The sequence below is a fragment of the Pseudomonas sp. P4_B4 genome (assembly GCF_056402255.1).
Genome location: NZ_JBFUHS010000003.1, coordinates 258,939 through 273,063, shown reverse-complemented (window position 1 = coordinate 273,063; position 14,125 = coordinate 258,939). Strand labels below are relative to the sequence as shown.

General features: G+C 63.7%; 11 protein-coding genes. 6 read left to right on the top strand and 5 right to left on the bottom strand.

Annotated elements, in window-relative coordinates:
- Positions 1–9: 9 nt before the first annotated feature.
- The 5 genes from AC1DVE_RS05685 to AC1DVE_RS05665 form a co-directional block, all read right to left on the bottom strand.
- Entirely contained in the window at positions 10–1,149 is a 1,140-nt protein-coding gene (locus tag AC1DVE_RS05685; RefSeq protein WP_046040411.1) for an acyl-CoA dehydrogenase family protein, read from the bottom strand.
- 246 nt (positions 1,150–1,395) lie between these two features.
- Positions 1,396–2,919, bottom strand: a complete 1,524-nt coding sequence (locus AC1DVE_RS05680) for an acyl-CoA synthetase (RefSeq protein WP_223533321.1) — start codon at positions 2,917–2,919, stop codon at positions 1,396–1,398.
- A 4-nt stretch (positions 2,920–2,923) separates the two neighbouring features.
- Complete coding sequence (locus AC1DVE_RS05675; RefSeq protein WP_223456042.1) at positions 2,924–4,480, bottom strand: acyl-CoA synthetase; 1,557 nt, start codon at positions 4,478–4,480, stop codon at positions 2,924–2,926.
- A 51-nt stretch (positions 4,481–4,531) separates the two neighbouring features.
- Entirely contained in the window at positions 4,532–5,335 is an 804-nt protein-coding gene (locus AC1DVE_RS05670; RefSeq protein ID WP_223456043.1) for an enoyl-CoA hydratase/isomerase family protein, read from the bottom strand.
- 39 nt (positions 5,336–5,374) lie between these two features.
- Complete coding sequence (locus AC1DVE_RS05665) at positions 5,375–6,529, bottom strand: CaiB/BaiF CoA transferase family protein (protein WP_223533320.1); 1,155 nt, start codon at positions 6,527–6,529, stop codon at positions 5,375–5,377.
- A gap of 197 nt (positions 6,530–6,726) precedes the next feature.
- On the opposite strand from AC1DVE_RS05665, the gene AC1DVE_RS05660 reads away from it, so the two are divergent.
- From AC1DVE_RS05660 to AC1DVE_RS05635, 6 genes are all read left to right on the top strand, one after another.
- Complete coding sequence (locus tag AC1DVE_RS05660) at positions 6,727–9,558, top strand: winged helix-turn-helix domain-containing protein (RefSeq protein ID WP_223533319.1); 2,832 nt, start codon at positions 6,727–6,729, stop codon at positions 9,556–9,558.
- Positions 9,559–9,863: 305 nt separating this feature from the next.
- Positions 9,864–10,964 carry an acyl-CoA dehydrogenase family protein gene (locus AC1DVE_RS05655; RefSeq protein WP_223533330.1) on the top strand — a complete coding sequence of 367 codons (1,101 nt, stop codon included), beginning with the start codon at positions 9,864–9,866 and terminating at the stop codon, positions 10,962–10,964.
- Positions 10,965–10,991: 27 nt separating this feature from the next.
- Entirely contained in the window at positions 10,992–12,176 is a 1,185-nt protein-coding gene (locus AC1DVE_RS05650) for a lipid-transfer protein (protein WP_223456046.1), read from the top strand.
- Between the two features lie 29 nt (positions 12,177–12,205).
- The gene (locus tag AC1DVE_RS05645) at positions 12,206–12,646 is read left to right on the top strand and encodes a MaoC family dehydratase N-terminal domain-containing protein (protein WP_223456047.1); all 441 of its coding nucleotides are present in this window, start codon (positions 12,206–12,208) and stop codon (positions 12,644–12,646) included.
- A 14-nt stretch (positions 12,647–12,660) separates the two neighbouring features.
- Positions 12,661–13,077, top strand: coding sequence for a MaoC family dehydratase (locus AC1DVE_RS05640; protein WP_046040402.1), 417 nt, complete (start codon positions 12,661–12,663; stop codon positions 13,075–13,077).
- Positions 13,078–13,107: 30 nt separating this feature from the next.
- Complete coding sequence (locus tag AC1DVE_RS05635) at positions 13,108–13,932, top strand: SDR family NAD(P)-dependent oxidoreductase (RefSeq protein ID WP_223456048.1); 825 nt, start codon at positions 13,108–13,110, stop codon at positions 13,930–13,932.
- Positions 13,933–14,125: the final 193 nt, after the last annotated feature.

Genomic DNA, 14,125 nt, shown 5'->3' with positions numbered 1-14,125 from the left:
GGGGAAGGATCACAACTGGCGCGCGATCAGTTCGCGCAATACTTCACTGGTGCCACCAAAGATGCGCGTCACGCGCATGTCGACGAAGGCGCGGGCAATCGGGTACTCGAGCATGTAGCCGTAGCCGCCGTGGAGCTGGACCATGTCGTCGATGCACTGCCAAAGCGTCTCGGTGGCGTACAGCTTGGCGATGGCCGACTCCTGCACGGTCAGGCGACGGCGCATGTGTTCGGCGATGTAGTGGTCGATGGTCAGGCGCACGGCGGTGGCCTTGGCCTTGATGTCGGCCAGCTTGAATTTGGTGTTCTGGAAGTCCCACACGGTCTGGTTGAAGGCCTTGCGGTCCTTGACGTACTCGACGGTCTGCTCCAGCAGGCGTTCGAGTTTGGCGGCGCAGTACAGGGCGATGACCAGGCGCTCTTGCGGCAACTCCTCCATCAAGTGCATGAAGCCTTTGTTTTCTTCACCGAGCAGGTTGCCCACCGGCACACGGACGTCGTCGAAGAACAACTCGGCGGTGTCGGCAGCGTGCTGGCCGACCTTCTCCAGCTTGCGGCCACGACGGAAACCCTCGCGATTGCACTCGACCATGATCAGGCTGCAACCCTTGGCGCCAGCGCTCGGGTCGGTCTTGCACACCACCACGACCATGTCGCAGGTCAGGCCGTTGCTGATGAAAGTCTTGCTGCCATTGATCACCCACTCGTCACCGTCGCGCACGGCGGTGGTGCGGATCGCCTTGAGGTCGGAACCGGTGCCCGGTTCGGTCATGGCCACCGCCAGCACGGTTTCGCCGGAGCAGATTTTCGGCAGCCATTGCTGCTTCTGCTCTTCGGTGCCCAGGCGCACGATGTAGGGGGCGACGATGTCCGAATGCACACCCAGGCTCCAGCCGGAGACACCGGCGCGGTACAGCTCTTCGATCAGCACCGCCGAGTGACCGAAGTCGCCACCGCCACCGCCGTATTCGGTGGGCACGGTGAGGCACAACAGGTTGTGGCGGCCAGCCTTGAGCCAGGTTTCCCGGTCGACCTGCCCGGCCTCGTCCCACTGCGCCTGCTTGGGCAGGCATTCACGCTCGAAGAAACGCCGCGCGGTTTCACGCAGCATTTCGTGGTCTTCACGGTAGACGGTACGGTTGATGTGCATCGGGATCTCCAGTGGGTTGCCAGGCAGGCACGCGCCTGGTTCGTGGGTCCACTGTATTGGCGGGGGGTGGGTGATGAAGCCACCCGGATCGGGTAGCGGATTTGCGGAACAGTTGTACGGAGGGCTTGAAATGAAACACCATCAAGGTAGGAGCTGGCGAAGCCTGCGATCTTTTGACTTTGCTTTTCAAAAACAAGATCAAAAGATCGCAGCCTCCGGCAGCTCCTACGGGGATTTGTGGTGGGGTTACTGGCGCAGTTCGCGCTTGAGGACTTTGCCCGCCGCCGACAGTGGCAGCTCGTCGCGGAACTCCACGGTCTTGGGGCACTTGTAGGGGGCGATGAATTCACGACAAAACAGGCGCAATTGCTCCTCATCGGCTTGGGCACCGGGCTTGCGCACCACCACCGCGTGCACCGCCTCGCCCCACTGTTCATGGGGAATGCCGATCACCGCGCACATCGCCACGGCCGGGTGCCGCGACAGAACGTTTTCGACTTCCGCCGAGTAAACGTTTTCCCCACCGCTGACGATCATGTCCTTCAAGCGGTCGACGATGAATAGGTAGCCCTGCTCGTCCATCCACGCCGCGTCGCCGGTGTACAGCCAACCGTCTCGCAACACCCTGGCGGTTTCTTCGGGCTTGTTCCAGTAGCCCTGCATGATGTTCGGCCCGCGCACAATGATCTCGCCCACTGTGCCACGGGGAACCTCTTGCCCCTGCGGGTCGACAATCTTCACGTTGACACCCAGACCGCCACGCCCCACCGAGCGCGACAAGCCGCTGATGCGAGCCTCTGGCGTGTGATTGCACGGCAGATTGCTGGACACCACCGGGCAGGCCTCGGTCAGTCCGTAGGAATGTGAAAGTTCGATGTCCGGCAGTCTGGCCAGCACTTGCTCGACCATATCCCCGGCGCTGGGTGAAGCACCGTAGGTCAGGCGTTTCAGGCTGCCCAGGTCATACTTGTCAAAGTCAGGATGAGCCAACAGCGCAAGGATCATGGTCGGCACCAGCAACGTCTCGGTGACCCGTTCGCGCTCAATCATCTGCAAGGCCTGCAAGGGGTCGAAGCTCGACACCAGCACATGGCTTTCACCGGTCAGAAACTGAATCAGTGCACGGGCCATACCGGCGACATGGAACAATGGCGCGACATGCATCAGCAGGCCGCCGCGGATCGGCGGCATGTCCACCATGCGAGGCATGCACGCCGACCACAGGTTCAGGTGCGACTGCATGACCCCCTTGGGAAACCCGGTGGTGCCGCCGGTGTACATGATGCAGGCAAGGTCTTCACCGCCCCGCCCGGCGTCTTGCACTGGCGCAGTCTGGGCAATCAATTGCTCGAAACCCGACATGCCGGCCGGCACGTCACCGTCACCCGCATAAATCAACAGCGGCGCACGACGGGCCCTGGCACAAATGCCTTCGGCCAGCGCTGCGAAGTGCTCATCGACGATGAGGATGCCAGTACTGCAATCGTCCAGCGAATAGACGATCTCCGGCACGCTCCAGCGGATGTTCACCGGGTTGAGCACTCCGCCGCCCCACCAAACACCCATGATGTACTCCAGGTAGCGGTCGGAGTTCAGCGCCAGCATGCCGACCCGGTCACCGGCCGCCATGCCGAGTTTCTGCAAGGCGCCCGCCAGGCGAGCGACCCGTTCGCCAAATTCACGGTAGGTGTGGCGACGTTCGCCATGGATAGTCGCGATGTGGTCCGGGTTCTGTTGCAGCGTGCGTTGCAGGCATTGGGTCATGTACATGCTGTCAGCTCACGCCCCGATCCGTGCCGCGCCAGAACGGTTCACGCAGATCGCGCTTGAGCACCTTGCCGGCACCGGACAACGGCAACGCCGTACGGAACTCCACGGATTTCGGGGTCTTGTAGCCGGCAATCTGCCGACGGCAGTGTTCAATGATCTGGGCGCTTGCAACCTCGTTGTCCGGCTTGAGCACCACCACCGCGTGCACCGCTTCGCCCCACTGGGCACAAGGAATGCCGATCACTGCGCAGGCCGCGACGGCCGGGTGACTGGCGATGGCGCTTTCCACTTCGCCGGAATACACGTTTTCGCCACCGCTGACAATCATGTCCTTGAAACGGTCGACGATGTAGATAAAGCCATCCGCGTCCATATAAGCGCCATCGCCGGTGTGCATCCAGCCGCCGCGCAAGGCCTTGGCGGTTTCCTCGGGGTTGTTCCAGTAGCCGAGCATGATGTTCGGGCCGCGCACCACCACTTCGCCGACGGTGCCGCAGGGCACTTGGTTGTCATTTTCGTCGACGATGCGCACCGTGACCCCCAGCCCCGGGCGCCCGGCCGAGCGCAGGCGGCCATTGGCGATGCCTTCGGCGCTGTGGTTTTCCGGGCCGTTGGCAGAGATCGGCGGCGCCGCTTCGGTCATGCCGTAGCCTTGGGTGAACTCGACATTCGGCAAGGCCTTGAGCGCCATTTCCAGCAAGGGCACGGCAATCGGCGAGGCGCCGTAGGTGAGGCTGCGCAGGCAGCTCAGGTCATGCCTGGCGAAATCGGGGTGCATGATCAGCGCCTGAAGCATGGTCGGCACGATCAGGATATCGGTGATGCGCTCGCGCTCGATGGTGCGCATCACGTCCAGGGCATCGAAGGCCGGAACGAAAATGCTCGGCAGCCCCAGCAGCGAAATCAGGATCACCCGCGACAACGCCGCCAGGTGGAACATCGGCGCGATGTGCAGGGTCAATGCGTCCGCCGGCACCGGTACGTCGGCGGCGCGGGCCACGGCAGCGGTCCACAGGTTCATGTGCGACTGCATCACGCCTTTCGGTCGGCCGGTGGTACCGCCGGTGTACATGATGCTCGCCAGGTCGTCGCCGCCGCGAAACGCGTCGTCAACGGGCGTGGCTTCACCAATCAATTGCTCGTAGGACAGCATGCCTTCTGGCAACGGCCCGTCGCCGATGTGGATCAGCAACGGCCGCACCCTGGCGCTGCTGGCAATGCCTTCGGCCAGGGGCAGGAAGGTGTCGTCGATCAGCAGGATGCGGGTGTCGCAGTCGTCCAGCGAATAGACGATTTCCGGCACGCTCCAGCGAATGTTCACCGGGTTGACCACGCCACCGCCCCACCAGGTCGCCAGGAAATACTCAAGGAACCGGTCGGAGTTCAGGCCCAGCAGACCGACGCGATCGCCGGTCCGCATCCCCAATTGCTGCAAGGCCCCGGCCAGGCGAGCCACCCGGTCGGCCAGTTCGGCATAGGTGCGGCGGCGGTCGCGAAAGACCGTCGCCACGGCATGGGGACGTTGCTGCAGCACGCGGTGCAGGCCTTGGGTCAGATACATGAGGTTCTCCTGTGAATTATTGTTGTCAGGTAACGAACGCGACGCTACGGATCAGGTACCGGTGTATTTCGGCGAACGCTGCTCGACCTGGGCCATGCGCCCTTCGGCGTGATCTTCGCTGTCGCGCAGCAAGCCCCAATGCAGATGGGCCTGGGTGACGAAGTCCCGGGGCGCGAGATGGGCGCTCTGCAAGGCCAGGCGCTTGATCGACTGCACCGCGAGCGGGCCGTTGGCGGCAATACGCTCGGCCAGGTCCAGCGCCGCCGGCAGCAGACGGTCCTTGGGCAGCAGCTCGATGATCAAACCGATGCCCAAGGCCTGCCCGGCGCTGATCGATTCCCCGGTCAGCGCCATTTTCATGGCATGGGCCGCTGGAATTGCACGCAGCAAGTACTGCACGCCACCGGCCGCCGGAATGGTCGCGTCGCACACCTCGGGCAAGCCGAACGTGGCGCTGGCCGAGGCAATGCGCAGATCGCATTGCAGCGCCAGCTCGAGACCGCCCCCCAGGCAGGCACCATTGATGGCGGCAATCACCGGTTTCCAGATGTCCAGGTCGCTGAGGTCGAACAGCCGGCTGTAGCCGCCCTCCTCGGCTTCGGTCTCGCGGCTTTTGAGGGTGCCGGCGACAAAACCGGATGCCGCCAGCAACGACTCCTTGTGGCTTGCACCGCTGCAAAACGCGCGCTCGCCGGCACCGGTCAGGACGATCACCCGCACCTGCTCGTCATCCTGGCAGGCACCCAGGGTCTTGCGCAGGTGCATCAGATCGCTGACGGTCAGCGCGTTGTTCGACTGTTGCGCATCGAGCGTGATGAGTGCCACGTGATCGATGATCTTGAACTGAATGGCCATGGTGTAACTCCTGCGCTGCGCGATTCTTCATGTTGTTTTTCAGGCGCCAAAACCCAGGCCCAGTTCACGCAAGCGCTCAATGGCCGCGGTGTCGAAGCCCCAGTCACGCAGTGCTGCGCCGCCATGCTCTCCACGCGCGGGCGCCGGTTGCGGTTGCGCCGATGGCGTGCCGAGGAAACGCGGAGCCGGGACCGGTTGCACTACCCCGTCGACCTCAATGAAGCTGCCACGGGCAACGCCGTGGGGGTGCCTGGCTGCTTCGGCCAGGCCCAACACCGGCGCAACGCAGGCGTCGCTGCCTTCGAAGGCTTCCTCCCACTGCTTGCGGGTACGACCGAAGAACGCAGCGGTGAATGCCTCCCGCAGCCGCGGCCAGCCAGCCCGGTCGTGCTGGCTGGGCAGGTCCGCGTTGGAGAGTCCGAGAATGTCCAGCATCTGCCCATAGAAGCGCGATTCAATCGGCCCGATCGCCATGTACTGGCCGTCGCGGGTTTCGTAGGTGTCGTACCAGGGCGCACCGCCATCGAGCAGGTTGCTGCCGCGCTGTTCTTTCCAGTGACCACCGGCCAGCAGGCCCCAGATCACCGAGCCCAGCTGCGCCGCACCTTCGGTCATCGCCGCATCGACCACCTGCCCGGCGCCGCCGCGCTGCACATTGAGCAGCGCCGCCAGTACGCCCATCGCCAGCAACATGCCGCCACCGCCGTAGTCACCCACCAGGTTCAGCGGCGGCACCGGCCGACCACCGGCCGGGCCGATACTCGACAGCACACCCGACAAGGCGATGTAGTTCAGGTCATGGCCAGCGCGGTCGGCCATCGGGCCGGTCTGGCCCCAGCCGGTCATACGGGCGTAGACCAGACGCGGATTGCTCTGTAGCGCGACTTCCGGGCCGAGGCCCAGGCGCTCCATCGTGCCGGGGCGAAACCCTTCGATCACCACGTCGGCGCGCTCAATCAATTGCAGCGCGACGGCGACACTGTCGGGGTGCTTCAGGTCGAGGGTGACCGAACGGCGGTTGCGCCCGGTGATGTCGGCCCGCTTGCCCTCAAGCTTCGGCCCCAGGTCACTGGCCTTCTGCGGCCGGTCGATGCGCACCACGTCGGCGCCCATGTCGGCCAACAGCATGGTGCCAAACGGCGCCGGCCCGATTGCCTCAAACTCCACCACCCGAATGCCGCTCAGTACGCCCATCGCCAACGCTCCGTGATTCTTCTGGAGCGCCAGCAGCACTCCTATTGTTGTGCCATCCAGTAGATCAATCCCGGCCCCACCGACCACCACCCGCATCGGGTGGTGGCCGCCAAAGACAGGGTCATCCCGCCCATGGTCTGGGTTACACTCGATGAGATTCGGCGCACTCACAAAACAAAAAAGAATCGGACAGCCCCATGGATAAACACCGCAAGTCCAATGCATCGGACACCCATGCCAGCCAGGTCTTCAATCCGGTTCAGTCCCCGATCGTCAGTACCAAACTGACTCCGCCGCGCAGCGCCGGGCGCCTGATTTCCCGCGAGCGCCTGCAGGAGCAAATGCTCAAGGCCCGCCGCCTGCGTTGCATCGTGCTCAGGGGACCAGCCGGGTGTGGCAAGACTTCGACCCTGATCGCCTGGCGCCAGGCGCTGTTGCCGCTGGGGTTCGACGTGGCGTGGCTGACGCTGTCGGCCGATGACAACGAACTGGCGCGCTTTCTTGACTATCTGCTGGCAAGCCTCGGCCAGATCGACCCGACGCTCGTGCGCGAAGCGACTCAACTGGAAGGTCGCGGCCTCGACAGCGAAGCCGTGGAACGCACCGTCATCACCCTGGTGCGCAGCATTGCCAGCCGTGGCCGTGAGCTGGTGCTGGTACTCGACGACCTGCACCACCTGACTGACGTGGGCATTCACCAGGCCCTGCAATGGCTGATCGACTACGCCCCGGCCAACCTCCACCTGGCGCTGATATCGCGCAGCGTCGTGCCGTTGTCCCTGGCGCGGTTGCGCAGCCAGGAACTGGTGCTGGAGCTGAACCTGCGGGACTTGCGTTTCACCGCCGCCGAATCCGAACAGTTCCTCAAGGCGCAATTGGGCGAGATCAGCGCCCGGGACGCCCGGATGATGCATGAGCTGACCGATGGCTGGGTCGCCGGCCTGCAACTGCTCGCCGTCAGCCGCAAAAAGAATCGCCCGCCTGCCGCCGCAGAGGCAACGTCGGTGCAAGCGCAGCTACGGGACGATCAAGCCTTCGCCAGGTTCTTCGAAGTCGAAGTGTTGTCCCACCTGTCACCGACAGACCTGGACCTGTTGCTGCTCATGGCCGTGTGCAACCGCTTCTGCGCCTCGTTGTGCGCTGCCTTGAGCGGTCACCCGCAGGCGGTTGCCGAGGCGAACGCGCTGCTGACGCGGCTGGAGCGGGACAACCTGTTCCTGATTCCGGTAGACAGCGCCGAGCGCGAAACCTGGTATCGCCTGCACCCATTGCTGCGCGAAACCCTGCTCAAGTATTTCGACTCGCGCAGCAACGCCGAGCAACAAGCGGTGCACGTTCGCGCATGGAGCTGGTTCCGCGAGCACAATCACCTGGATGAAGCGGTGCACCATGCGGTCATGGGCGGCGACCCGTCGGCCGCCGCCGATCTGGTGGAACAACACTGCGAGGCGTTGTACGCCCATGGCGACCTGCGCATGTTGATCGAGCTGGTGCGGCTGTTGCCGGTCGAACAGGTACAGGCCCGGGTCAAGCTGCGCATTCTCAAGACGCGGATGCAGCTGTATGCCAGGGACTTCGTGGCCTGCACCGCCAGCCTCGAACAACTGTTTCGCGACGTTCCCGAGAGCGAAGTCCATGACCGCTTCATGATCTCGCTGCTGCGCGCCTCTTTGGCCCTGCAGCGGGATGACACCGATGCGGCCATGACGGTCCTGCCGCAATTGCTCAACCCGCCTGCGGGCAGCAACAGCGTGGCCATCGGCTCCTGTGCCAACATCCTGTCCTGGCTGTACATGCACCGCGGTGAATACGAAAAGGCCCGCCAGGTGCAACTCGACCGGCCGAACCTGCTGATCAATGGCCAGCCGCTGCTGGGGACCACGGCGGGCAGCCTTCAGGGTCGTTGCCTGATCGGCTTGAGCCTGGCCCTTGAAGGCCAGATGACCCAGGCGGAACGGGTTTACCGCGATGTGTTGCATGAAGCCGGCCAATGCGGCAAGGGCGGTGCCGACGCGACTTATCTCTCCGCTGCGCTGCTTGGCGAAGTGCTGTACGAAACCAACGACCTCGACGCCGCGTTCAAGATGCTCTCGGGCTGGATCGACATTCTCGAACGGATCTCGATTCCCGATTCCGTGCTGCGTGTGCTGCAAGTGCTGTGGAATGTGCAATGGCTGGCGGGTAACCATCAGGAGGCCCTGGCATTTGTCGAGCGGCTTGATGAGTACGCGATCAAACTCGGCCTGGAGCGCCTGCAAGCCTACTGCCTGACCTGGCAGGTGCGCTGGTTGCTGACACTCGGGGAAACCGCACAAGCCCAAGCCAAGCTGGCGCGCCTGGATGCCATCGACGCGCGCCACCCGGACGCCGGGCACACGGCACTCAAGGAAATCCACATCCTGGCCGAGAACGCCCGCGCTCGCTGGCAACTGGCACAGGGCGACTTGGACGGCGCCTACGCACGCATAGAACAGCTGATCGAAACCTGTGAAAGGCACCGCCGCCAACTCGGAGCGGTACGCCTGATGGTGCTCAGTGCCGTGATCGAGTCCGAACGGGGTCACCATGAGCAGGCGCGGGACAAGGTCATGGAGGCGCTGCGCCGAGGGCAGCGCTTCGGCCTGGTGCGCAGCCTCATCGACGCCCATCCGGACGGGTTGAAACTGATCTGCGATATCACCAGCCGGGAAGTCCTTGACCCGGTGCTGGCGTTTTATGTCGAGCGCCTGCAGGCCGCCGGGGCCACAGCGCCTGCGGTCTCGAAAACCAAGCCTGCGACGGCGGCAACCAGCAAACCGCTGGCGGCCGGGATCGAGCCCTTGAGCGAACGGGAGATCGAAGTGGTGCGCCTGCTGGCCCAGGCCCTGCCCAACAAGAAAATCGCCCGTGCGCTGGGGCTGTCCCCGGAAACCGTGAAATGGCACCTGAGCCATATCTACAGCAAGCTCGGCGTCGGCAGCCGCGATGAAGCGGTGGCGCGGGTGCGGGATCTGGAATCGCAGGGTGATCCAGGCACTGGTACTCACTAACTGCCAATAGAGAAACCTGTGGGAGCGGGCTTGCCCGCGAAGGCGGTGTGTCAGTCAACACAGATGTTKAATTTGCTGGCCTCTTCGCGGGCAAGCCCGCTCCCACAGGGATTGTGTTGTCTTCAGTGATTTTTTAACCGCCACCCACCTCGGGTGGCGTTCACTCGCGCCCCCCCACCTATCGTAACCCTCAGATCACAGGCGCAGTTCGCGTCTTGCGTAAGCGCTCGGCCTAAGGCCGGCCTGGCATTTTTGAGGAGTCTTGCGTGCACATCGCCCGAACCGTTTTCCGCGACGACCATGAGATGTTCCGCACCACCGTGCGCCGTTTTTTCGAGCGTGAATGCCTGCCGCGCCAGGCCGCCTGGGACAAGGCCGGCCAGGTCGACCGGGAAACCTGGCTCAAGGCCGGCCGCGAAGGCCTGCTCGGCATCACCCTGCCCACCGAATACGGTGGTGGCGGCGGCGACTTCGGCCACTGCGCGGTGTTCAACGAAGAGTTCGCCCGGGCTGGCGTGAGCGGCGCCTACTTCGGCATGCACTCCGACGTGATCGCCCCCTACATCAACCGTTGCGGCAACGAAGAACAGAAACAGACATGGCTGCCGGGCATCTGCGCAGGCGAAATCATCCTCGCCATCGCCATGACCGAACCCGGCACCGGCAGCGACCTCAAGGCTGTGCGCACCACCGCCGTGCGCGATGGCGACGAGTACGTGATCAATGGCAGCAAGACCTTCATCAGCAACGGCCTGACCGCCGACCTGGTGATCGTCGTATGCAAGACCGACCCGACCGCTGGCGCCAAGGGCATCAGCCTGATTGCCGTGGAAACCGGCCGCGCCGGTTTCAAGCATGGCCGCAAGCTGGAAAAGGTCGGCCAGCACGCCCAGGACACCGCCGAGCTGTTCTTCGACAACGTCCGCGTGCCGGTGGGCAACCGTCTGGGCGAGGAAGGCCTGGGCTTCACCTACCTGATGGGTGAGCTGCCGCAAGAGCGTTTTTCCATCGCCGTGTCCGCCGCCGCCAAGCTTGAGCGCCTGCTGGAGCTGACCATCGAGTACGTAAAAGACCGCAAGGCCTTCAATCAGACCGTATGGGACTTCCAGAACAGCAAATTCAAACTTGCCGACATCAAGGCCCAGGCCACCGCCCTGCGGGTGATGGTCGACTACTACCTGGGCGAACACATGCGCCGCCGGCTGACCCTCGAAGAAGCCGCCATCGCCAAGCTCCACACCACCGAAACCCTGTGGAAATGCATCGACGACATGGTCCAGCTGCACGGCGGCTACGGCTACATGATGGAGTACCCGATTGCCCGCGCGTTCGTCGACATGCGCGTCAACCGCATCTACGGCGGCACCAGTGAAGTCATGCGCGAAATGATCGCGCGCAAGCTCTGAACCTCTCAAACAACAAGGAAAACAACGATGAGCAATAAAGTGTTCGTTGCTGGCGTCGGCATGATCCAGTTCAAGAAACCGGGGACCAATGAGCCCTACGACATCATGGGTGAACAGGCGATTCGCCTGGCCCTGGCCGATTGCGGGCTGGACTTCAGTGACATCCAGCAGGCCTACGCCGGCTACGTCTACGGCGACTCCACCTGCGGCCAGAAAGCCCTGTACCGCGTGGGCATGACCGGCATCCCGCTGATCAACGTCAACAACAACTGCGCCACCGGCTCCAGCGCGCTGTTCCTGGCCCGGCAGGCCGTGGCCAGCGGTGCGGTGGACTGCGCCCTGGCATTTGGCTTCGAGCAGATGAATCCGGGCGCATTGAGATCCGCCTGGACCGACCGCGCCCCGGCCACCGAGCGCGCCCTCAAGTTGACCAACGAACTGGTGGGCATGCCCGACCTGCCGACCGCCATCCGCCAGTTTGCCGGTGCCGGTCACGCGCACATGCAGAAGTACGGCACCCGGCTGGAGACCTTCGCCAAAATCCGCGCCAAGGCCAGCCGCCATGCCGCCAACAACCCGCTGGCCGTATTCCGCAACGTAGTCACCCCGGAAGAAGTCCTGGCTGCGCCAATGTTGTGGGAAGGCGTGCTGACCCGCCTGATGGCCTGCCCGCCGACCTGTGGCGCCGCCGCGAGCATCGTAGTGTCCGAGTCCTTCGCGAAAAAGCATGGCCTGCGCACCGACGTGCTGATGGCCGGCCAGGCCCTGACCACCGACCTGCCGAGCACCTACGACGCCAAGGACATGATCCGCGTGGTCGGTTTCGACATGACCCGCATGGCAGCGGACATCGCCTACAACCAGGCCGGCATAGGTCCACAAGACATCGACGTGATCGAGCTGCACGACTGCTTCGCCCAGAACGAGCTGCTGACCTACGAAGGCCTCGGCTTGTGCGCTGAAGGCGGCGCCGAGCAACTGGTCAACGACGGCGACAACACCTACGGCGGCAAGTGGGTAACCAACCCCTCCGGCGGACTGCTCTCCAAGGGTCACCCGCTGGGCGCCACCGGCCTGGCCCAGTGCTACGAGCTGACCCACCAGTTGCGCGGCACCGCCGAACAGCGCCAGGTGCCGAACGCGCGCATCGCCGTGCAGCACAACCTCGGTCTGGGCGGCGCCTGCGTCGTCACCGTGTACCAGAAAAACTGAAGCGACCGGGTAATCAAGGAGTCACTCAGATGATCGACAAAAAACACATCGGCAGACAACTGCCCACCTTCCTCGCCACCGCCGAAGCCGGGCAACTGCGCTTCTTCGCCAAGGCCACCGGGGAAACCAACCCGATCTACTTCGACGAGCAGGCCGCTCGCGATGCAGGGCATCCGAACCTGCCGTTGCCACCAACCTTCCTGTTCTCGCTGGAATTCCAGATCCCGTCCAACGCCTGGCGCTTTGAGCTGGGCATCGTCACCGCACGCATCCTGCACGGTGAGGAATCGTTCCGTTATCACCGCATGGCCTATGCCGGCGACACCCTGCGCTTCGACGTACGCATCGCCGACATCTACGACAAAAAAGGCGGCGCGCTGGAATTCGTGGTGCGCGAGACCCGAGTCACCAACCAGCACGGTGAGCACGTCGCGGACCTGCGCAGCGTGCTCGTACAGCGCAACAGCTGAAGCGGAGAACATTGATGAACGCCATAAGCCTGGAAAAAATCAACATCGGCGACACCCTGCCACCGCTGGCGCTGCCGCCGATCAACCGCACCACCCTGGCGCTGTTCGCCGGCGCGTCCGGTGACCACAACGCCATTCACATCGACACCGATTACGCGCGCAAAGCCGGCATGGCTGACGTGTTCGCCCACGGCATGTTGTCGATGGCCTACCTCGGTCGCCTGCTGACCCAGTGGGTCGATCAGCGCCAGTTGCGCGAGTTCGGCGTGCGCTTTCTCGGCATCACCCACCTGGGTCATCAGATCACCTGCACCGGCACCGTCGTCGAGCGCTTTGAAGTCGACGGCGAGCAACGCATCAAGGTCGAAGTGCGCACCACCAACCAATACGGCGACACCAAAATTGTTGGTGACGCTGTGATCGCTCTGTAAACAAACCCAAGAATTGAGGAGCAACACCCCATGGCAAAACTCGAAGGCAAAGTCGCACTGGTCACCGGTTCCGGTCGTGGCATCGGCCAGCAGATCGCCCTGAAACTGGCAAGCGAAGGCGCGCGCATCGTGATCAACGACCTGGACGCCGATCCGGCCCATGAAACCGCAGAACTGATCCGCAAGATGGGTGGCGAAGCCGCCGTGTGTCACGGCAACGTCAGCGCCCCGGATTTCGCCGAGCGCTACATCAAGACCGCGATGGACAACTTCAACGGCATCGACATCATCGTCAACAACGCCGGCTACACCTGGGACGACGTGATCCAGAAGATGACCGACGAGCAGTGGTACGCGATTCTCGACTGCCACATGACCGCACCGTTCCGCATCCTGCGTGCCGCCTACCCGATCATCAAGGCGCAGGCCCAGGCGGACGCCGCAGCAGAGCGCGAAGTGTTCCGCAAAGTGGTGAACATCTCGTCAGTGTCGGCGCTCAACGGCAATGCCGGGCAGATGAACTACTCCTCCGCCAAGGCCGGTGTACTGGGCATGACCCGCGCGCTGGCCCGGGAATGGGGCCGCTTCAAGGTCAACGTCAACGCCGTGGCCTTCGGTTTCATCGAAACCCGCATGACCAGCGCCGACGCCCATGCCGGCGCCACGGTGAACATCGAAGGCCGCGACATCCGTGTCGGCATCAGCCCGGAAGCGGCCAAATCGTTCGCCCAGCGCAACCCGCTCGGCCGCCCGGGCACCACGAAGGAAGCGGCCGACGCCGTGTACCTGTTCTGCTCGCCGGAGTCGAACTACATCACGGCCCAGACCATCGCGGTGGCCGGCAATCTGCAGTAACCGACAAGCAACAAGCAAAACCACTGTGGCGAGGGAGCTTGCTCCCGCTGGGCTGCGAAGCGGCCCCCGACAATCTGTCAGTTGCTGCGCATCGGCAGAGATACGACTGCTTCGCAGCCGAACGGGAGCAAGCTCCCTCGCCACAACTGCCCCCTCGCCACATTGGCTCTGCTGACTTTGAGATCGATGACCG

Excerpts from the sequence above, each read along its gene's own strand:
- AC1DVE_RS05650 (WP_223456046.1), top strand. The coding sequence starts at position 10,992 with ATGAGCAATAAAGTGTTCGTTGCTGGCGTCGGCATGATCCAGTTCAAG.
- AC1DVE_RS05665 (WP_223533320.1), bottom strand. The coding sequence starts at position 6,529 with ATGGGCGTACTGAGCGGCATTCGGGTGGTGGAGTTTGAGGCAATCGGG.
- AC1DVE_RS05670 (WP_223456043.1), bottom strand. The coding sequence starts at position 5,335 with ATGGCCATTCAGTTCAAGATCATCGATCACGTGGCACTCATCACGCTC.
- AC1DVE_RS05645 (WP_223456047.1), top strand. The coding sequence starts at position 12,206 with ATGATCGACAAAAAACACATCGGCAGACAACTGCCCACCTTCCTCGCC.
- AC1DVE_RS05680 (WP_223533321.1), bottom strand. The coding sequence starts at position 2,919 with ATGTACATGACCCAATGCCTGCAACGCACGCTGCAACAGAACCCGGAC.
- AC1DVE_RS05635 (WP_223456048.1), top strand. The coding sequence starts at position 13,108 with ATGGCAAAACTCGAAGGCAAAGTCGCACTGGTCACCGGTTCCGGTCGT.
- AC1DVE_RS05640 (WP_046040402.1), top strand. The coding sequence starts at position 12,661 with ATGAACGCCATAAGCCTGGAAAAAATCAACATCGGCGACACCCTGCCA.
- AC1DVE_RS05685 (WP_046040411.1), bottom strand. The coding sequence starts at position 1,149 with ATGCACATCAACCGTACCGTCTACCGTGAAGACCACGAAATGCTGCGT.
- AC1DVE_RS05675 (WP_223456042.1), bottom strand. The coding sequence starts at position 4,480 with ATGTATCTGACCCAAGGCCTGCACCGCGTGCTGCAGCAACGTCCCCAT.
- AC1DVE_RS05655 (WP_223533330.1), top strand. The coding sequence starts at position 9,864 with ATGTTCCGCACCACCGTGCGCCGTTTTTTCGAGCGTGAATGCCTGCCG.
- AC1DVE_RS05660 (WP_223533319.1), top strand. The coding sequence starts at position 6,727 with ATGGATAAACACCGCAAGTCCAATGCATCGGACACCCATGCCAGCCAG.